General features: G+C 69.7%; 15 protein-coding genes and 1 tRNA gene. 12 read left to right on the top strand and 4 right to left on the bottom strand.

The features are described from left to right. Positions 1 to 15: 15 nt before the first annotated feature. The 6 genes from AC07EJ_RS22700 to AC07EJ_RS22675 all read left to right on the top strand — a co-directional run bounded on the left by AC07EJ_RS22700 (position 16) and on the right by AC07EJ_RS22675 (position 10,335). Positions 16 to 1,182, top strand: a complete 1,167-nt coding sequence (locus AC07EJ_RS22700; protein WP_389482904.1) for an acyl-CoA dehydrogenase family protein — start codon at positions 16 to 18, stop codon at positions 1,180 to 1,182. After that, a complete protein-coding gene (locus AC07EJ_RS22695) occupies positions 1,179 to 3,233 on the top strand; it encodes an acetate--CoA ligase family protein (protein WP_389482906.1) in 2,055 nt (684 codons plus the stop codon). The genes AC07EJ_RS22700 and AC07EJ_RS22695 overlap by 4 nt, the downstream gene beginning before the upstream one ends. Positions 3,234 to 3,371: 138 nt before the next feature. After that, positions 3,372 to 5,384, top strand: coding sequence for a phosphocholine-specific phospholipase C (locus AC07EJ_RS22690; RefSeq protein WP_478884816.1), 2,013 nt, complete (start codon positions 3,372 to 3,374; stop codon positions 5,382 to 5,384). A 228-nt stretch (positions 5,385 to 5,612) separates the two neighbouring features. After that, positions 5,613 to 7,637, top strand: a complete 2,025-nt coding sequence (locus tag AC07EJ_RS22685) for an ATP-binding protein (protein ID WP_478884815.1) — start codon at positions 5,613 to 5,615, stop codon at positions 7,635 to 7,637. Positions 7,638 to 7,726: 89 nt separating this feature from the next. Further along, positions 7,727 to 9,763: an amino acid permease gene (locus AC07EJ_RS22680; RefSeq protein WP_389482947.1), complete on the top strand. Its 2,037-nt coding sequence runs from the start codon at positions 7,727 to 7,729 to the stop codon at positions 9,761 to 9,763. A 128-nt stretch (positions 9,764 to 9,891) separates the two neighbouring features. Next, entirely contained in the window at positions 9,892 to 10,335 is a 444-nt protein-coding gene (locus tag AC07EJ_RS22675; protein ID WP_393581932.1) for a F0F1 ATP synthase subunit B family protein, read from the top strand. Positions 10,336 to 10,382: 47 nt separating this feature from the next. Here the strand turns inward: AC07EJ_RS22675 and AC07EJ_RS22670 are convergent. Together AC07EJ_RS22670 and AC07EJ_RS22665 are read right to left on the bottom strand one after the other, a co-directional pair. Then, positions 10,383 to 10,456: transfer RNA gene (locus AC07EJ_RS22670), tRNA-Met, on the bottom strand. A gap of 83 nt (positions 10,457 to 10,539) precedes the next feature. Then, the gene (locus tag AC07EJ_RS22665; protein WP_389482914.1) at positions 10,540 to 11,904 is read right to left on the bottom strand and encodes an FAD-dependent oxidoreductase; all 1,365 of its coding nucleotides are present in this window, start codon (positions 11,902 to 11,904) and stop codon (positions 10,540 to 10,542) included. Positions 11,905 to 12,140: 236 nt separating this feature from the next. On the opposite strand from AC07EJ_RS22665, the gene AC07EJ_RS22660 reads away from it, so the two are divergent. Next, entirely contained in the window at positions 12,141 to 12,878 is a 738-nt protein-coding gene (locus tag AC07EJ_RS22660) for an SAM-dependent methyltransferase (protein ID WP_389482916.1), read from the top strand. Between the two features lie 21 nt (positions 12,879 to 12,899). On the opposite strand, the gene AC07EJ_RS22655 is transcribed toward AC07EJ_RS22660, so the two are convergent. Together AC07EJ_RS22655 and AC07EJ_RS22650 are read right to left on the bottom strand one after the other, a co-directional pair. Continuing rightward, positions 12,900 to 13,289 carry a hypothetical protein gene (locus tag AC07EJ_RS22655; protein ID WP_389482918.1) on the bottom strand — a complete coding sequence of 130 codons (390 nt, stop codon included), beginning with the start codon at positions 13,287 to 13,289 and terminating at the stop codon, positions 12,900 to 12,902. A 105-nt stretch (positions 13,290 to 13,394) separates the two neighbouring features. Then, positions 13,395 to 13,850, bottom strand: a complete 456-nt coding sequence (locus AC07EJ_RS22650; protein ID WP_389482920.1) for a MarR family winged helix-turn-helix transcriptional regulator — start codon at positions 13,848 to 13,850, stop codon at positions 13,395 to 13,397. Between the two features lie 192 nt (positions 13,851 to 14,042). Here AC07EJ_RS22650 and AC07EJ_RS22645 point away from each other — a divergent pair, with 192 nt between their 5' ends. From AC07EJ_RS22645 to AC07EJ_RS22625, 5 genes are all read left to right on the top strand, one after another. Beyond that, positions 14,043 to 15,491, top strand: coding sequence for an MFS transporter (locus tag AC07EJ_RS22645; RefSeq protein ID WP_478884814.1), 1,449 nt, complete (start codon positions 14,043 to 14,045; stop codon positions 15,489 to 15,491). 163 nt (positions 15,492 to 15,654) lie between these two features. Then, positions 15,655 to 16,425 (top strand): SDR family NAD(P)-dependent oxidoreductase, encoded by a 771-nt coding sequence (locus AC07EJ_RS22640; RefSeq protein ID WP_389482924.1) that lies wholly within the window; start codon positions 15,655 to 15,657, stop codon positions 16,423 to 16,425. A gap of 132 nt (positions 16,426 to 16,557) precedes the next feature. Further along, positions 16,558 to 17,184, top strand: a complete 627-nt coding sequence (locus AC07EJ_RS22635; protein ID WP_478884813.1) for a pyridoxamine 5'-phosphate oxidase family protein — start codon at positions 16,558 to 16,560, stop codon at positions 17,182 to 17,184. 101 nt (positions 17,185 to 17,285) lie between these two features. Then, positions 17,286 to 18,179: an RNA polymerase sigma factor SigF gene (locus tag AC07EJ_RS22630; protein WP_389482928.1), complete on the top strand. Its 894-nt coding sequence runs from the start codon at positions 17,286 to 17,288 to the stop codon at positions 18,177 to 18,179. Between the two features lie 246 nt (positions 18,180 to 18,425). Further along, complete coding sequence (locus AC07EJ_RS22625; RefSeq protein WP_478884812.1) at positions 18,426 to 18,785, top strand: hypothetical protein; 360 nt, start codon at positions 18,426 to 18,428, stop codon at positions 18,783 to 18,785. Positions 18,786 to 18,834: the final 49 nt, after the last annotated feature.

The raw sequence follows: 18,834 nt of genomic DNA, 5'->3' as shown, positions 1-18,834 counted from the left end.
ACCACGGAGCTCGCCATGCCCTACCCCGTACGCGACGCGCTCGGCCTCTCCGCCGAGCAGCACGACTTCATCCGGCTCGCCCGCGACTTCGCCGCCGCCGAGATCCGCCCCCGCGCCCGCGCCGTCGACGAGGCCCAGACCGAGTCGCCGCTCGACCTGTGGGACAAGGCCGCCAGGACCGGCCTGGCCGCCTTCATGATCCCGGCGGAGTTCGGCGGCGGCGGCGTGACCGACATGGTCACGCAGGTGCTCGTACAGCAGGAGCTGTGCCACGGCGACATCGCCATCGGGAACCTGCTGACCTCCAGCGGCTTCTTCGCCGATCCCATCCTGGAACTCGGCACACAGGCGCAGAAGGAGCGGTGGCTTCGGCCTCTCACCACCGACACACCCCCGTTGACCGCGCTCGCCGTCACCGAACCCGACCACGGCTCGGACGCCGCCGGCATCCGCACCCGCGCGGTGCGCGACGGCGATCACTACGTGCTCAGCGGCCAGAAGGCCTGGATCTCCAACGCCCCTTACGCACAGCGGTTCGTCGTCTTCGCCACGGTCGACCCGTCGCTCCGCGCGCGCGGCGTGACCGCGTTCGTCGTCGACCGGGACACGCCCGGACTGACCGTGGGCAAGCCGATGCGCAAGATGGGGCAGCGCGCCATCGTCAACGCCGAGGTGTTCCTCGACAACGTACGGGTCCCCGTCGCCGACCGGCTCGGCGCCGAGGGACAGGGCTTCCTGGGCCTGATGCGCACCTTCGACGCCTCCCGGATCCTGATCGGCGCGTCCTGCGCCGGCCTGTGCCGGGCCGCTACCGACCTGGCCGTGGAGTACGCCCAGGAGCGCGTGCAGTTCGGTGTGCCCATCATCGAACACCAGGCGGTCGCGTTCCGGCTCGCCGACATGGCGACCCGCGCCGACACCGCCCACCTGGTGACGATGCGCGCGGCACGCCTCTTCGACCAGGGAGAGAAGGTCACGGCGGAGTCGGCGATGGCGAAGCTGACCGGCTCGGAGAACGCCATGTTCAACACGTGGGCCGCCGTGCAGACGCTCGGCGGCTGGGGCTACTCGCAGGAGTTCCTGGCCGAGAAGTGGATGCGCGACGCGAAGCTGGAGGAGATCGAGGAAGGCACCTCCGACATCCAGCGGCTGGTCATCTCCCGGGCGCTCGCGAAGTCATGACCACACTCGACGTCTTCCGCGCCCCGGAGTCGGTCGCCGTCGTCGGCGCCACCGACAACCCGGCCAAGTGGGGCCACTGGCTCGCCCGCGGCGCCGTCGCGGGCGCGCACCGGCGCCGCGTGCACCTGGTCAACACGCGCGGCGGCCAGGTCCTCGGCCGCCCCACCCTCCCGGGCCTCGACGCGCTGCCCGAGGTTCCCGATCTGGTCGCCTTCGCCGTCCCTGCCGCCACCTTGGCCGGCGGTGTCTCCCGAGCCGTCGCGCTCGGTGTGCCCGGTCTGCTCGCGATCACCGCAGGCGTCGATGACGAGGCCGCGATCGGTGACGTGATCGCGGCGAGCGGGACCCGGCTGCTCGGGCCGAACTGCCTCGGTCTCTACGACGCGTCGAGCGAACTGGAGCTGGCCTGGGGCCGGTTCACGCCCGGCAGCCTCGCGATCGTTTCGCAGAGCGGACAGCTGGGCCTGGAGATCGCGGGGATGGCCGCGAGCGCCGGCATCGGTGTCTCCAGGTTCGTCTCCGTCGGCAGCCAGCTCGACGTGTGCGCCGCCGAACTGCTCGCCGACCTGGCCCACCACGAAGCCACCCGCGTCGTCGCCCTCTATCTGGAGAGCTTCGGCGACGGCGAACGGCTTCTGGACGCCCTGGACGGCCTGCGCGAGGCGGGCAAGCCGGTGCTCCTGCTGACCGTCGGCGCCAGCAAGGCCGCACAGCAGGCGGCCCGCTCGCACACCGGCTCCATGACTTCAGGCATCGACGTCGTGGACGCCGCCTGCCGCACGGTCGGCGCCGTGCGCGTCGACACACCGGCTCAACTCGTCGACACAGCCCAGCTGTTGATGCGGTGCGCACCTGTTCGGGGCGGCCGGATCGCCATCGTGGCCGACAGCGGCGGGCAAGGGGCCGTCGCCGCGGACACCGCGTCCCGGCTCGGCCTGACCGTCGCCGAGTTCCCCCCGGAGGTCCAGGAACGCCTGGCGGCCCGGCTGCCGCCGCACGCCGCGGTCGCGAACCCCGTCGATCTCGCAGGGGCGGGTGAGGGGGACATCTCCACGTACGCGTCGACACCTGCGGTCCTCGCCGACAGTTCGGTCACCGACGCCGTCGTGCTCAGTGGGTACTTCGGCAGCTACGGTCGCGACATCCCCGAGCACCAGGCGGCCGAGTCGCAGGTCGCGCGGGCCATCGGCACCCTGGCCGCAGAGCGGGCGATTCCGGTCGTGATCCACTCGATGGCCGAACACACCGAAACCGTACGGGAATTGCACTCGGCAGGGGTGCCGACCTTCGCCGACGTCGAGGCGGCGCTGCGGGCGGTGGCGACGGCGCACCGCTTCACTCAGGCACCCCGCCCGCGCGCAGGACGTGCGCCGGCGCGTGAGCGTCAAGTGCCCCCAGGCCGTGGGTATCTGGCCGCCCGACGGCTGCTGGCCGATGCGGGAGTCCCGTTCCCGCCCGCGGTCGGTATTGCGCCGGGTGCGCCGGATCCTGGCGACGCGATGCGGTCCCTCTCGGCACCGGTCGTACTCAAAGCCGACTGGCTGGAGCACAAGACGGAGCACGGCGGCGTCGCGACCGGGCTGGGCGATACCGCCGCGCTCGGCGCCGCGTACGACGACATGGTGGCGCGGCTCGGGTCCCACGGGTACGTGGTCGAGGAGATGGACCGGCGCACCGACGTGGTCGAAGTGATCGTCGCGGCGCGGCGCGACCCGTCCTTCGGTCCGGTCGTCGTGGTCGGCGCCGGCGGAGTCCAGGCCGAGCTCAGCCAGGATCTGGCGCTCGAACTCGCTCCCTGCTCCCGCGACACCGCACGCGAGATGATCCGCCGGCTCCGGTCCTGGCCACTGCTAGCCGGCTGGCGCGGCAAACGGCCGGTCGATGTCGACGCGCTGGCGGCGGTCGTCCTCGCCGTCTCCGAGCTGATCGCCGACCGCGGCGACATCGGTGAGATCGAGCTCAACCCGGTCCGCGTCTCCCCGGAGGGAGCCCTCACGGTCGATGCCCTCGTCATAGCGACAGCGGCGGTCGACAGCCCTCCAAGGCCATGACCGCGTCCGGCCGGCGACCACCGGCCGGAACCCGGTGTTCACAAACTCGACCACGTAGAGGTCTAGCCGCAGACCATTAAATGTCGGCACTCTTGCGCCCGTTGTGTTCGGACGTACGCGTGAGACAAGGGTGAACCGATGACGCCGATCAGCCGCAGGGGCTTTGTCGCGCTGGGCGCCGGGATCGCGGCCGGCGCCGCGCTGCCCGCCACCAGAGCGAGCGCAGCCACCACAGGCACCGTCAAGGACGTCAAACACGTGGTGATCCTCATGCAGGAGAACCGCAGCTTCGACCACTACTTCGGCCGCCTCAAGGGCGTCCGCGGGTTCGGCGACCGCAGCGGCATCACGCTCTCCGGCGGGCAGCCCGTCTTCAACCAGCCGAGCTGGATCGGCCGCCAGTACCCGTGGAAACTCAGCTCCACCCCGGCCGCGGGCGGCGTGGACGGCGAGACGCTCGCCCAGTGCAACGGCGACCTGCCGCACAGCTGGTCCTCCCAGCACTCCGCGTGGAACAAGGGCCGGCTCGACCACTGGGTCGTCGGCGTCGGCAACGTGCGCAGCCTCGGCTACCTGGACCGCGGCGACATACCGTTCCACTACGCGCTGGCGGACAACTACACCATCTGTGACGCCTACTTCAGCTCCACACTCAGCGCCACCGGCCCCAACCGCACCTACCTGTGGAGCGGCAAGGTCGACGGCTCCAGCTACGACGGCGGCGACGAGTCGGGGCTGACCTGGGAGACGTACGCGGAGGCTCTCCAGCGGGCCGGTGTCAGCTGGAAGGTCTACCAGAATGCCAATGACAACTACGGCGACAACGGTCTCGCCTACTTCTCGAAGTTCGCCGCCGCCAAGCCCGGCGACCCGCTGCACGACCGCGGCATGGCCTCCGTCCCCGCGGTGACCGGTTCCACGCCCGACGACATCGCCGCCGCGATCAAGGCGGACGCCCTGGCCGGCACACTCCCCCAGGTCTCCTGGGTCGTCGCCAACCAGGCGTTCTCCGAGCACCCCTACGCCCCGCCCGGCGACGGGGCCCACTTCGTGGACCTGGTCTACCGCGCCCTGGCCGCCTCCCCCGAGGTCTTCGACTCGACCGTCCTCTTCCTCAACTACGACGAGAACGACGGCGTCTTCGACCACGTGCCCCCGCCGTCACCTCCCGCCGACACGGCCGGCGAGTTCCTGAACGGAACCCCCTTCGGTCTCGGCTTCCGCGTGCCGATGGTCGTCATGTCGCCCTGGACCAGGGGTGGTTGGGTGTCGTCGGAGGTCTTCGACCACACGTCCGTCCTGCGGTTCATGGAGACCTGGACGACCGCCCTCGGCACTCCGGCGACCTGCCCCAACATCAGCGCGTGGCGCCGCAAGGTCACCGGCGACCTGACCGGCGTGTTCGACTTCACCCGGCCCGTGTACGGAATGCCGTCCGGCCTGCCCGCCACCAAGGTCATCGGGTACGACACCTGCGGCCCGCTGCCCAATCCCGCGCCGCAGACGAACGCCCTGCCCACCCAGGAGCCCGGCACCCGTCCGGCGCGCGCCCTGCCCTACCAGCCGAACGGCAACCTGGACCACTTCGAGTTCGGCGCAAGCGGCAAGATCCTCGCGTGGTTCTCCATGGCCAACCAGGGCTCCCCCGCGCGCAGCGCCGCCCACCTGTCCATCCACCCGAACGCCTACCGCGACACGACGCCGTGGCAGTACACGGTCGATGCCGGCGGCACGGCCACGGACTTCTTCAACATCGGCGCGGGGTCCGGGGCGGGCGCGTACGACATCACGATGGCAGGGCCGAACCGCTTCCTGCGCCACTTCAAGGGCGATGCCACGAAGGCGGGCAGAGCGATCGAGGTCGCGGCCCGGTACGCCGTGGAGTCCGGCACCGGCAAGATGGCGATCTGGTTCAAGCTGACCAACTCGGGCTCCGCCTCGGCCCAGTTCACCATCACGTCGAACAACTACCGCTCGGACGGCCCGTGGAACTACACGGTCCCCGCCGGTGGCTCGACGGAGGACTTCTTCAACGCCGTGGCGAACCAGAACGGCTGGTACGACTTCACGATCACGTCCGGCACGGACACGACGTGGTCCCGCCGCTACACGGGCCACATCGAGACCGGCTCGGCGTCCGTCAGCGGCTGATCTCCCTGGACCGCTGTCTCGCTGAACCGCTGATCGTCCTGAACCGCTGATCTCGCCGGCCGCGCCCGTGGCTACCGGTCGGCCGCGAGCACCCGGGCCCGCCCTGATCCCGGCTCCGGCCGACCGGTCCGCGACTGAAGTTGATCGCTTCTGACCATTTCTTGCGAGGGGGTGCTACCACGAGCAGCCGCACGGCAAGATGGGCCCGTGGTAGGCAACCTCCCCGTCATGACGACCAGTTTCGTGGGCCGCGACAGCGAACTGGCCGCCATCGGACGGGCATTGCAGGAACACCGGCTGGTCACCCTCACCGGTGGCGGCGGTGTCGGAAAGAGCCGGCTCGCGCTGCGCGCCGCCGAGGAGGCACGGGACGCTTACGCGGACGGGGCGTGGTGGGCCGACCTCTCCCATCTCTATGACGACCGTCTGTTCACCGCCACGGTCTCCGACGCCCTCGGCCTCCTGGACCACAATCCGCGCGCCCCCATCGAGGCGCTGAGCGAATGGCTGGCCGGGCGGCGCGTCCTCCTCGTCCTCGACTGCTGCGAGCGCGTCCTCCATGCCTGCTGGGAGCTGGTGATCGAACTCCTCACCGCCGCCCCGCACCTGACCGTCCTCGCCACCAGCAGGCAGCCGCTCGATGTCGAGGGCGAGCACTGCATCGAGGTGGCGCCCCTCTCCACGGGCGATGAAGAGGGCGGCTCCGACGAGGCGGTGCGCCTGTTCCGTGAGCGCTGCGCGACGGCCGCGCCCGACGTGCCGCTCGACTCCCCCGGTGCCGCCGAGACGATCTCCCGAATCTGCCGCCGCCTCGAAGGCATCCCCCTCGCGGTCGAGCTGGCCTGCGCACGGCTGCGCGAGAGCAGCCTCGACGAGATCGCCGAGCGGCTGACCTCACGGCTCGACACCCTCGTCGACGACACGATCTGGCCCAAGCGCCACCGCGCCCTGCGCACCGCGATCGGCTGGAGCCACGAACTGTGCGCCCCTCTCGAACGCCTCGTGTGGGCCAGGCTCTCCGTATTCCACGGCCCCGTCGACGAGGCGGACGCCCGATCCGTCTGCGCCGGCGGTCCCCTCGGCGCCGACGAGATCCCCGCGATCCTTGAACGGCTCGCCGGCCAGTCGGTCCTGCAACGGGACGGCACCCGCTACCGGATGCTCGACACGGTGCGCGAGTACGGCGCCCTGTGGCTCGACGAGCTCGGCGAGCAGCACACCCTGGCCGAGCGCCACGCCGCGCATTTCGCCGCGATCGTCGAGCGGGCCGAGGCCGGCTGGCTCAGCGACCGGCAGGTCGCGTGGTACACCCGCATCTCCGACAGCCATGCCGACGTACGCGCCGCACTCGACCACCTCTTCGTCCAGGACGCCGAGACCGCCGTCGAAATGGCGGGACGCACCGGCCTGTTCTGGCCCTGCTGCGGACACCTGCACGAGTCCCGTGACTATCTGGAACGCGCGCTCAGCCTCGACACCCCGCAGGGCCCGTCCCGCACCCGCGCCCTGTGGGCGCTCGGCATCACCCTCACGCTCCAGGGCGACCACCAGAGCGCCCTGCGCGTCGGCGAGCAGTGCGCCCTCGCCGCGCAGCAGGACGACACACCCGAATCCGTACTCTTCGCCGCCCACACCCTCGGCCTCACGCACCTCATGACGGGACACCCGCAGGACGCGTACGACGTCAGTGAGCACGCCCTGAACACCCGCGCCTGCACTCCGCCGACCGGCGCCCCGCAGCTCTGCTGCCTGGTGATCAGGGCCTTCGCCCTCTCCGCCCTCGGCCGGCTCGACGAGGCGCACGAGAAGGCCACCAGCCTGCGCCGGCTCAGCCACGAGTACGGCGAACACTGGGCGCGGTCCTACGCGGAGCATCAACTCGCCTTCATCAACCTCCTCCAGGGCCGCCCGCGCGAGGCCGAGATCCACGCCCGCGCCATGCTCACCAGCAAGCACAACCTCAACGACAACCTGGGGATCGCCCTCGGCCTCGACCTGCTCACGGGAGCCAACGCGGCCCAGGGCAACGGCGTCGAAGCCGCCCGCACCTCCGGCACCGGACACGCCTACTGGCACATGCTCGGCCACCCGAACCGCGGCACCCCGGAGCTGTCCGAGATCCGCGACCAGTGGGAGCAGCAGGCCCGCAAGGCGGCCGGTGACAACGCGTACGACACGGCGTACCACCGCGCCCTGACCGACGACGCCGAACACGGCCTCGCCCACGCGCTCCAGGGGCACGCCGGTCCCTGAGGTAGGACCATTTGTGTACCCCGGGCCGCCGACACGTCCGCAGGCTCGAACGGCGGCACGGTCCGCCATACGCTCACGCAGTGTTCAACATGCCCGCTCTGGTCAAACGCCTGGTGATCGGCCGTGCCAAACGCAGCGAAGAGCTGGGCGAGACACTGCTCCCCAAGCGCCTCGCCCTGCCGATCTTCGCCTCCGACCCCCTCTCGTCCGTGGCGTACGCGACCCAGGAGATCCTGCTCGTCCTCACCCTGGGCGGGCTCACCTACCTGCACTTCACGCCGTGGATCGCCGGGGCGGTGGTGGCGCTGATGACGGTGGTGGTGCTCTCGTACCGCCAGGTCGTGTACGCGTATCCGAGCGGTGGCGGCTCCTACGAGGTCGCATCCACCAACCTCGGGCCGTCGGCCGGTCTGGTGGTCGCAGCCTCGCTGCTGGTCGACTACGTGATGACGGTGGCGGTGTCCGTCGCCTCCGGCGTGGACAACATCATCTCGGCGCTCCCGGCGCTGAACGACCAGCGCGTCCTGCTGGCCGTCGGCTTCGTCGCCCTGCTCACCGCGATCAATCTGCGGGGCGTCCGCGAGTCGGGCAACGCCTTCGCCGCGCCCACGTACCTCTTCATCGGCGGCGTACTGATCATGGTGATCACCGGCCTGATCCGGTACGCCCTGGGGGACGCGCCGGTCGCCGAGAGCGCTGCGTACGGCATCGTGCCCCAGGCCTCCGACGCACATCTCGCGGGCCTGGCCCTGGTGATGCTCGTCCTGCGGGCCTTCTCCTCGGGGTGTACGGCGCTGACCGGTGTGGAGGCGATCTCCAACGGCGTACCGGCCTTCCGCAAGCCCAAGTCGAAGAACGCCGCCGCGACTTTGGTGGCCATGGGCCTCATCGCCATCACCATGTTCGTCGGCGTGACGACGCTCGCGCTGATCTCCAAGGTGCACCTCACGGACGACGCGTGCCGGCTGACGGGACTCGACGGGAACTGCGGGAGCTATACACAGCGCACGGTCATCGCGCAGGTGGCGGCGGCCGTGTTCGGCGGTGAGCACAGTGTCGGGTTCTTCTTCATCCAGGCCGCCACCGCTCTGGTCCTGATCCTGGCCGCGAACACCGCGTTCAACGGCTTCCCGATGCTGGCCTCGATCCTCGCCAAGGACCGTTTCCTGCCGCACCAGTTACACAACCGGGGCGACCGGCTGGCCTTCTCCAACGGCATCCTCGCCCTGGCCGTCGTCGCCGCCGCGCTGCTCTGGGGCTTCAAGGCCGACGTCACCAGCCTCATCCACCTCTACATCCTGGGTGTGTTCACCTCGTTCACCCTTTCCCAGCTGGGCATGGTGCGGCACTGGAACCAGGAGCTGGCCACCGAGCACGATCCCGCGGTGCGCCGCCGCCACCATTCGACCCGGGCCATCAACGCCCTCGGCGCGTGCGTCACCGGCCTCGTCCTGGTGATCGTGCTCGTCACGAAGTTCACCGAGGGCGCCTGGCTGGCCGTTCTCGCCGCTACGGTGCTGTGGCTGATGATGCGCGGCATCCGCCGCCACTACGACGCGACGTCCGCCGAGCTGGCCGTCGAGGACCCGCACGCCGAACTCGTCTCCCCCTCAAGGGTGTTGGCGATCGTCCTGGTCTCCAGGCTGCACAAGCCCACGATGCGCGCCCTGTCCTACGCGCGGGCCTCCCGCCCCGACCACCTGGAGGCGCTGACCGTCTCGGTCGACCGCGACGAAGCCGCTGCGCTGCGCGAGAGCTGGGACGAGTACGGCATCGACGTACCGCTGAAGGTCATCGACTCCCCGTACCGCGAGGTGACGCGGCCCGTCGTCGAGTATGTGCGCGCCATCCGCCGGGACAGCCCGCGCGACATCGTCGCCGTCTTCATCCCCGAGTACGTCGTCGGCCACTGGTGGGAGAACCTGCTCCACAACCAGTCCGCGCTCTGGCTCAAAAGCCGCCTTCTGTTCACGCCCGGAGTGATGGTGACGAGCGTCCCCTGGCAACTCACCTCGTCCGCACACGCCAACCACCCCGCCCGTCGCGCGCCCGGTTCCGTGCGCCGGGGCGAACCGCAGCGTCCGCGGGCCGGAGCGGGCCGTTCGGGCGGCACCGGGCACGGCTGACGAGCCGGGTACGCCATCGATTCGGTGTCGCACGGCGTCCCCGAGACGGCATCCCGCCAAGGATGACGCAAATGAGCGTTGGGCCGGCACGCATGAGCAGGTAAGCAGGGGACATGTACCTTCTGCCGATGAAATTTGGACCACTCAACGCAAATATCGAAGTCCTCGCAGTGGCCCTCGTCCTCTTCGCCGTCGTCTTCCTCTGGTTCAAGCGCATCCTGCCCCGCATCAACCAGGTGCTGGCCGAGCGCGCCGACCGCACGGAAGGCGCCCTGGAGCGCGCCGAGGCGATCCGGGCACAAGCCTCCGCCGAGCACGCCGGCGCTCAGGCCCTGCTCGCCGAGGCCCGTCGCGAGGCCGCCAGGGTCACGCAGGCGGCGCGCGAGGAAGGTGCGGCGCTGATAGCCGCCGCCCGCGAGGACGGGCTGCGCGAACGCGACGCGCTCCTCGCCGACGGGCAGGCCCTGATCGAGGCCGAACGGGCCGCGGCGGAGGCCGAACTGCGCCTCACCGTCCCCGGACTGGCCGCCGACCTGGCGAGCCGCATCATCGGGGAACGCGTCCCGGCCTGACAACGAACCAGGGCCCGGATCCATTGGATCCGGGCCCTGGTCGGCAGTAGCGGGGACAGGATTTGAACCTGCGACCTCTGGGTTATGAGCCCAGCGAGCTACCGAGCTGCTCCACCCCGCGTCGGTAGACACCACCCTACGCCATCGGAGCAGCTACTCCTGACCACCACCTGCCAGGACGGCAGGCACCGCTACCTCCAGGGGCTACGCGCCGCTCGCCTTGAGCATGTCGTCACGCTCGACGATCTTCACGCGCTCACGGCCTTCCGGCTCGCCCAGCGCCTTCTCCGCGGCGTCCAGTCGGTGCCACCCGTCCCACGTCGTGAAGCGGACGTTCCGGTCGGCGAGGAACGCGTCCACCGCATCCGGGTCGGGCGAGGCGGGAGTGTTCAGGCGGCCGTTCGCGCGGTCGTCGAGGAGGCTGGCGACCGTCTCGTTGGCGTCGCCCTTGGTGTGGCCGATCAGGCCTACGGGACCGCGCCGGATCCAGCCGGTGACGTAGGTCGACTGCAGGTGCTCGCCGGAGTCCTCGATCACCCGGCCGCCCTGGTCCGGAACGGTGCCCGACGCCAAGTCCCAAGGCAGCTTGGGGAGTTCGTCGGACAGGTAACCCACGGCACGGTAGACGGACGTGACGTCCCAGTCCTTGAACTCGCCGGTTCCCTTGACGTTGCCGGTGCCGTCGAGCGCGGTCCGCTCGGTGCGCAGGCCGGTGACTTCGCCGTTCTCGCCGAGGATCTCGGTCGGGGACTCGAAGAAGTGCAGGAACAGCTTGTGCGGCCGGGTGCCGACGTCGCGGATGGCCCAGTTCTCGAGCGTCTTGGCGACCATGTCGGCCTGCTTGTTACCGCGCCGGGTCGCGATCGAGCCGTCGTCGTAGTCGATGTCCTCGGGGTCGACGATGACCTCGATGTTCGGGGAGTGGTCGAGCTCCCGCAGCTCCATCGGGCTGAACTTCGCCTGCGCCGGTCCACGGCGGCCGAAGACGTGGACCTCCAGGGCCTTGTTCGCCTTGAGGCCGTCATAGACGTTCGGCGGGATCTCGGTGGGCAGCAGTTCGTCCGCGGTCTTCGCCAGGATGCGGGCCACGTCGAGCGCGACGTTGCCGACACCCAGGACCGCGACCTTCTCCGCTTCGAGCGGCCAGGTCCGCGGCACGTCCGGGTGACCGTCGTACCAGGAGACGAAGTCGGCCGCGCCGTACGAGCCGTCGAGGTCGATGCCCGGTATGTCGAGCGCGCGGTCGGCCGTCGCGCCCGTGGAGAAGATCACCGCGTCGTAGAACGAACGCAGGTCGTCCAGGCTGATGTCCCCCGGGTAGTCGACGTTGCCGAAGAGACGGATCTGCGGCTTGTCGAGGACCTGGTGCAGGGCCGTGATGATGCCCTTGATCCGGGGGTGGTCCGGCGCGACGCCGTACCGGATCAGACCGAAGGGCGCCGGCATCCGCTCGAAGAGGTCGATGGACACACCGGGGTCTTCGGCCACCGCGGATTTCAGCAGCGCGTCAGCGGCGTAGATCCCGGCAGGGCCGGCTCCCACAACGGCTACCCGCAGAGGGCGAGGCATGATCAGGTTCCCTTCGTGGCATGGGCACTCGACGGGAAGCCTAAACTAAGGCAAACCTTAGTTAGTAGTCGGGCTGGACCTATGGACCCATAAGGCGGCCTTATGGGTCCCTACGGGTGGGCCTTATGGGTCGCGCCGGGCGTCAAGCGAACCACACTCGCGACGGCCACGGCCGGCTTCTCGGGGTAGCGGGAAATGCGCGTGCGGGGCTTCCTCGGCGCCGGCATGCTGCGCCGGTGAATCGTGAACTGATGTCCCGGCTCGCCCACGCAGACCACCCGATCAAGTCCCCGCTCGACGACACTTCCGTTCATCAGCTCCTGGAGCGCGGTACACCCAGGGGCGACGAGCGCGTACTGGATCTGGGGTGCGGCAGCGGGGAATGGCTCTTGCGGGCCCTCGGCGCGCACCCTCAACTGCGCGCCGAGGGCGTCGACATCTCCGAGGACGCCCTCGACCAGGCGCGCGAGGCGGCGCGCGCCCGAGGTGTCGGAGAACGCCTCGCCCTCCACCGCCAGGAGGCCGTGGAGTTCCGCTCGCCGCACCCGTTCGACCTGGTGCTGAGTGTCGGTGCCTCGCATGCCTTCGGCGGCCTGCTGCCCACCCTCGCCGCGGCGCGCAGGAATCTGGCTCCGGGCGGGCGCGTCCTGATCGGCGACGGCTTCTGGGAACGTGAGCCGTCACGGGAAGCCGTCGAAATGCTGGGGGACTTCGGCGACTTGGCGACCACCGTGGACCTGGTCGTCGCCGACGGGTGGACGCCGGTCCACGGACACGTCAGCACACGGCGCGAACTGGACGACTACGAGTGGGCCTGCTGGGGGTCGCTCGCATCATGGGCCCTGGACCACCGCGACGATCCGGACAGCGAGGAGGCACTCGCGACGGCCACGGCGCGCCGCGACGAGTGGCTGCGCTTCTACCGGGGCACCTGGGGTTTCGTCAGCCTCGTCCTGCGACCCACCGACACGTGACGCGAAGGCACCCCTGCGAAGTCAGTGGTCGGAGTAGCTGAAGTCGCCCACGGTCCAGGCGCTCACGTCCTGGATCGCGACGCGGTACATACCGCCCGTCTCGGGGATGCCGACGGTGCCCTGGAGAATGCGGGCCACATGGAAGTGCAGATGGGTGGGCGCGAGGCCGTCATCGGGCTCGCCCTGCTGGTGTTCGTCGGGCTTCTCGTCGGCGGTGAAGATCTCCGAGAAGGAGCCGAGGTGCTCCGAGTCCGTCAGGACCTCCGAGACGCGTCGCCTCCACACGGCCTCGGGGGCGAGCCGTCCGGTGATCACCGCACCACTGGTGACCACTGTCAGGGACATCTGATTGCTCTGCTCGGACTCAACCATGCCGGCGATGTCGACGAGCAGTTCGTCAGGGTTCGACATGAGAGCGGATTCTAACGGCAGACGCGCCCCGGGACGGCCCCGACGCCCACCTTCGCCCAAGGGCTCGGCCTCAGCGGCACGGGCACCGGCGTAGCGGCGCAGACCTCACGGCCGAGGCCACGGTCGGCCGCCCAGGCGCTCGATGTCCATGTTGAAGCGCCTCAGGTAGGTGGTGAAGGCGGCGATGTCCTCGTCCGCCCAGTCGGTCATGACGCGGTCCAGGCTGCCCACGATGTGATCGCGTTCCTCGTCGAGGACGCGCGCGCCCTTGTCCGTGATGCGGAACTTGCGGGCCATGCCGCCCTCGGGATCAGGGATGCGCTCCACCAGTCCGGCGCGCATCGCGGCGGCGGTCTGCCGGTTCAGGGTGGAGGCGTCGAGCCCGAAGGCGTCGCTGAGTTCACCGATGGACATCGGCCCCTGCACACGAATGCGGCTCAGCAGGATGTAGGCGCTGCGCTCGAGGGTGCCGCTCTCGGGACGCCCGCCTTTGTGATGCACGAGTCCGTGGCGGCTGAGCAGCATCTGCTCGTACTCGAGCTCGTACGTGGGCCTGGCCATGCGTCTGCCGCCTCCTGCTGTCGTTCCGCGGAGTCGCACCGCGTGTCCGTGTACACCCCCGCGCCAATCGTCCCACAGCCAAATGTAGCTACCACACAATGTGCGCCATACATTAGATGTGTACGATGCACATCCCTCACCACCCGAACCCTTCAGTCACCCGAACCCCGCAGACACCCGAGGAGCCCCCTGATGGACGCCCCCCAGCCGACGGCCCGTGCCGGCGGCGTGGTCGCCACCCTGGCTTTCGCCGGCACCACGGCCGCGATCATGCAGACCCTGGTCACCCCGCTCATCGCGGAGCTGCCCAAGATCCTTCACACCACGTCGTCCGACGCCGCCTGGGTCATCACCGTGACGCTGCTGGTGGGCGCCGTGTGCGTACCGGTCACCGGCCGTCTCGGCGACCTGATCGGCAAGCGCCCCATGCTGCTCGCGTGCTCGGTCCCGCTCATCGCGGGTTCCGTGGTGTGTGCGCTGTCGTCGTCCGCCGTGCCGATGATCGTCGGACGCGGTCTGCAGGGCATGGGGATGGGCATGGTGCCGCTGGGCATCGCCCTCCTGCGGGACGTGGTGGCGAAGGAGAAGCTCAGTTCCTCGATCGCCCTGGTCAGCGCGTCCATGGGCATCGGCGGAGGCCTCGGTCTGCCCATCGCCGCCGCGGTGGCCCAGTACGCCGACTGGCGTGTGCTGTTCTGGGGTTCGGCCGTGCTGGCCGTACTGATCGCCGCGCTGATCTGGTTCCTCGTTCCCGACGTCCCGGCGAGCGCCAGGGGTCAGCGTTTCGACGTACCCGGCGCGCTCGGCCTCGGTGCCGGCCTGGTCTGCCTCCTCCTCGCGGTCTCCAAGGGCGCCGAATGGGGCTGGGGCTCGGCGACCACGCTCATGCTCTTCGCCGCGGCCGTCCTCGTACTACTGGGCTGGGGCTGGTGGGAGACGCGCACCCGTGACCCGCTGATCGACCTGCGCACCACCGCCCGGCCCCGCGTGCTTTTCACGAACGTCGCCTCGGTCTTCGTCGGCTTCGGCATGTACGCGAGCATGCTCGTGCTCCCGCAGCTGCTCCAGTTCCCCGAGGCCACCGGTTACGGCCTGGGCCAGTCGATGCTCGCGGCGGGCCTGTGGATGGCGCCCGGCGGCATCATGATGATGGTCGTCTCCCCGCTCGGCGGGAAGCTCACCGATGCCCGCGGCCCGAAGTTCACACTCATCTGCGGTGTCCTGGTCATCACCGCCGGATACGGACTGTCGCTCGCACTGATGGGTTCCGCCCCGGGGCTCATGGTGGTCTGCATGGTCATCAGCAGCGGCGTCGGTCTCGCCTACGGTTCCATGCCCGCGCTCATCATGAGCTCGGTGCCGCTCTCGGAGACCGCCGCCGCCAACGGCTTCAACACGCTCATGCGCTCCCTCGGCACCTCGGTCGGCGCCGCGGTGATCGGCGTGATCCTCTCCCAGATGACCACCACCATGGGCGGCTACAGCTTCAGCTCCGAGGCCGGCTTCCGTACGGCCTTGATCGTCGGCGGAGGCGTCGCGCTCGTCGCCGCGCTGATCGCGGCGGTCATCCCGGCCGTACGCGCCACCCCGATCGAAGGGGGCACCGAACCGGCCGCCGCCCCCGCCGAGGCCAAGGCATAGGCGCGGGCCACTCCCAGGAGGGGTCGAGAACTGGACTTGCGGGTCCAATTTCATCGGCGCAGAGTCGGTCTCGCGGTCCGGATCAACGGACCGCCGGGCCGAGTCGGGCGGTGTTCCCGACGGGCTCGGTGAGCGGGTGAACCGACACTGAGGAGAGCCGACCATGAGTGGACGACTGCAGGACAAGACCGCACTCGTCACGGGATCGACCAGCAACATCGGGCGGGCGATCGCCGAGGAGTTCGCCGCCGAGGGGGCCCACGTCATCGTGTCCGGGCGCAGTCGGGAGCGCGGCGAGCACGTGGTCGAGGGCATCCGTGCCGCCGGTGGGCGGGCCGACTTCGTCGAGGCCGACCTCGACGGCAGCGCGGACGCCTCCCGCCGCCTCGCCGGGCAGGCCCGTGAGGCACTGGGCGGGCGGCTCGACATCCTGGTCAACAACGCGGGCATCTACCCGCCCGCGACCACCACCACGACGGATGAGAAGACCTTCGACCAGGTCTACGCGGTGAACGTGAAGGCACCCTTCTTCCTGACCGCGGATGTCGCCCCGGAGATGGTGCGCAGCGGTGGCGGAGTCGTCATCAATCTCGGCTCGTGGATCGCACGCCTGGGCATCCCGGTGGGGTCGCTCTACAGCTCCACCAAGGGAGCCATGGAGACGCTCACGCGCGCGTGGGCTGCGGAGTTCGGTCCGCAGGGGGTGCGGGTGAACGCCATCTCTCCCGGCGTGATCGTCCCCCGCGCGGCCGAGGGCGCGGAACCGCACCCGGGCGAAGTCATGATGAAGGGCACGCCGTTCGGCACGACCGGTACGCCCGATGCGATCGCGCACGCCGCGGTCTGGCTGGCCTCCGACGAGTCGGCGTTCGTCCACGGCACGGTCGTGGACGTCGACGGAGGCCGCACCGGTGCCGCGGTGATCACCGCATAGCCCCGGACGGGCGCCTGTTCCTGGCGGAACCCTCGCATCCGCACAACGTCGATGGCCTAGCGTGGCCCCACAGTTCGAGTGGGCACCACGCTCGCTCGTTGTTCACCCTCGGCGATTGCGACGTGATACTGCATGTCCCTCGGCCCCACCAACCCCCACCCTGTGCCCTCCCAGGGGGAACGTGCCCTGCAGGCCCACCTCGGCACGAGCGAGCGGGCCGACGACTTCTACGACCGTCAGGTCCGGCCCCGTCTGACACCGGCGATGGGGGAGTTCATAGGCCGGCAGACCATGGTCTTCCTGTCCACGGCGGACACGCGTGGCCACTGCGACGCCAGCTTCCGGGCCGGCCCACCAGGGTTCGTCACCGTCCTCGACGACCTCCACCTGGCCTACCCGGAATACCGGGGCAACGGCGTCATGGCCAGCGCGGGCAACATCACCGAGAACCCCCATATGGGCCTTCTCTTCATCGACTTCACTCATGACCACATAGGGCTGCATGTGAACGGATCGGCCCAACTCGTGGGCGATCGTGAGCTACGGGCCATCTGCCCCACGCTGCCGAGGGATTCGGCCCCGGGGCGGCAGGCCGAGATGTGGATATACCTCACCGTCCACGAGGCGTACGTCCACTGCTCCAAGCACATTCCCCACCTGGAACCCGCGCACCAGCCGAACCGAAGAGCCCCGGGACGGCCCAAGGACGGCGAATACTTCACGGAGCAGATCACCCACGCCTACCTGGGACAAAGGTAGGTCAAGTCCCGGCCGGTCCACGCCGCTTCCCACGGCGACAGGCATATCCGGAGCAGAGGGGGGCACACGCTCTGGACGGGGCCGACACGAAAGGCAGGGACATGACGGCAACTTCGGTGCACGCTCATGAAGATGCGCGAGCGCAGGCCACGACGGCAAACGACGCCGACGCGACGGTCGGCGCGGGCGGGCTTCCGTGGGTCGAAGACGCCGGCAAGGTCGCGCCCAAGGACGCACGGGATCTCTCCCGGGTGTTCTTCGAGCAGCTCCAGACACTCGAAGAGGGCACTGAGGACTACCAGTACGCCCGGAACACGCTCATCGAGATGAACCTGTCCCTCGTCCAGTTCGCGGCGTCCCGCTTCCGCCACCGTGGCAGTGGCGAGATGGAGGACATCGTGCAGGTCGGGACCATCGGCCTGATCAAGGCGATCGACCGGTTCGACCTCTCACGCGAGGTGCAGTTCACCTCCTTCGCCGTCCCGTACATCGTCGGCGAGATCAAGCGCTTCTTCCGCGATACGAGCTGGGCCGTCCATGTGCCGCGCCGCCTCCAGGAGTTGCGCGTCGACCTGGCCAAGGGCAAGGACGAACTGTCCACCGTCCTGGACCACGAGCCGACGGCCAAGGAGCTCGCCGAGCACCTGGAGCTGAGCGAGGACGAGGTCATCGAGGGCATGGTCGCCTCGAACGGATACACCGCGGGGTCCATCGACATGCCGAGCGATCCCGGCGAGCGCCCGACGGACGCTTCGAGGACGTTCGCCGACGTGCTCGGCGAGCCGGACCCGGCGATGGAGACGGTGGAGGACCTCCACACGCTGGCGCCGCTCCTGGAACAGCTCGACGGCCGTGAGCTCCGCATCCTCGAGATGCGGTTCGGCCAGGAGATGACCCAGTCGGAGATCGGCGCCGAGATCGGCGTGTCCCAGATGCACGTCTCCCGCCTCCTGACCCGCACCCTCACCAAGCTCAGAACAGGCATGTTCGCCTGACACAGAGGGGCTCCACCGTGATTCGTGCCGCGGCTGCGGAGGGTCATAGGGCCGGCCCCGTGCTCAACGGCCGTACGTCGTAAGCGTGCTGAATGGCGGAAGGGTGCGCACTGAAGCGCATGCCTCGGGACGTTCCGCCGAACAGGCGACAGTGAATCCTTTCGGCTTCTGTCGCCCGTGTGACGGGCGAGGCCATGGGCGAAGCTGCCATGGACCGTCCCCAAGCACCGAATGATGAGGCTGTTCATGCGCCGTCGCTCCACCGTTGCCGCTTCCCTCGCCGCGTTCGCTCTCGCGCTGAGCCTGCCGGCCTCCGCCCACGCCGCCACCGGCGACTTCTCCTACAAGTTCGTCGGGCTCGACGGCCGGACGCAGTCGGTCACCCTGCACGATCTGCCGAGCTACCAGTGCGTCACCCTTCCGGAGGTCGCGGACCCGGATTCCTCCGAGCCGGCGTTCGCCCCGCACAACGACACGGACTCATGGGCCATGGTCTTCACCAAGCCCGACTGCGAAGGCGACTCCTGGACGCTGCGTCCGCACGGAAGGCCGGCCACCGACCAGCTCAAGCTGCGCTCCGTGTTCCTCACCTCGCCCGGCAACTGACCTGTCGTACGGCGGAGAGGGGGCACCCTGGCCCCCTCTCCCTCCCCGA

It is taken from the genome of Streptomyces sp. NPDC045026 (assembly GCF_056432625.1).
The sequence above is the reverse complement of the archived record's forward strand: the minus strand, read 5'-3'. Positions and strand labels throughout refer to the sequence as shown.

Coding starts and splice junctions, on each gene's coding strand:
- AC07EJ_RS22650 (WP_389482920.1), bottom strand. CDS start 13,850: ATGGCCAGGCCCACGTACGAGCTCGAGTACGAGCAGATGCTGCTCAGC.
- AC07EJ_RS22695 (WP_389482906.1), top strand. CDS start 1,179: ATGACCACACTCGACGTCTTCCGCGCCCCGGAGTCGGTCGCCGTCGTC.
- AC07EJ_RS22635 (WP_478884813.1), top strand. CDS start 16,558: ATGTCCCTCGGCCCCACCAACCCCCACCCTGTGCCCTCCCAGGGGGAA.
- AC07EJ_RS22625 (WP_478884812.1), top strand. CDS start 18,426: ATGCGCCGTCGCTCCACCGTTGCCGCTTCCCTCGCCGCGTTCGCTCTC.
- AC07EJ_RS22700 (WP_389482904.1), top strand. CDS start 16: ATGCCCTACCCCGTACGCGACGCGCTCGGCCTCTCCGCCGAGCAGCAC.
- AC07EJ_RS22665 (WP_389482914.1), bottom strand. CDS start 11,904: ATGCCTCGCCCTCTGCGGGTAGCCGTTGTGGGAGCCGGCCCTGCCGGG.
- AC07EJ_RS22630 (WP_389482928.1), top strand. CDS start 17,286: ATGACGGCAACTTCGGTGCACGCTCATGAAGATGCGCGAGCGCAGGCC.
- AC07EJ_RS22680 (WP_389482947.1), top strand. CDS start 7,727: ATGCCCGCTCTGGTCAAACGCCTGGTGATCGGCCGTGCCAAACGCAGC.
- AC07EJ_RS22645 (WP_478884814.1), top strand. CDS start 14,043: ATGGACGCCCCCCAGCCGACGGCCCGTGCCGGCGGCGTGGTCGCCACC.
- AC07EJ_RS22675 (WP_393581932.1), top strand. CDS start 9,892: ATGAAATTTGGACCACTCAACGCAAATATCGAAGTCCTCGCAGTGGCC.
- AC07EJ_RS22655 (WP_389482918.1), bottom strand. CDS start 13,289: ATGTCGAACCCTGACGAACTGCTCGTCGACATCGCCGGCATGGTTGAG.
- AC07EJ_RS22685 (WP_478884815.1), top strand. CDS start 5,613: ATGACGACCAGTTTCGTGGGCCGCGACAGCGAACTGGCCGCCATCGGA.
- AC07EJ_RS22690 (WP_478884816.1), top strand. CDS start 3,372: ATGACGCCGATCAGCCGCAGGGGCTTTGTCGCGCTGGGCGCCGGGATC.
- AC07EJ_RS22640 (WP_389482924.1), top strand. CDS start 15,655: ATGAGTGGACGACTGCAGGACAAGACCGCACTCGTCACGGGATCGACC.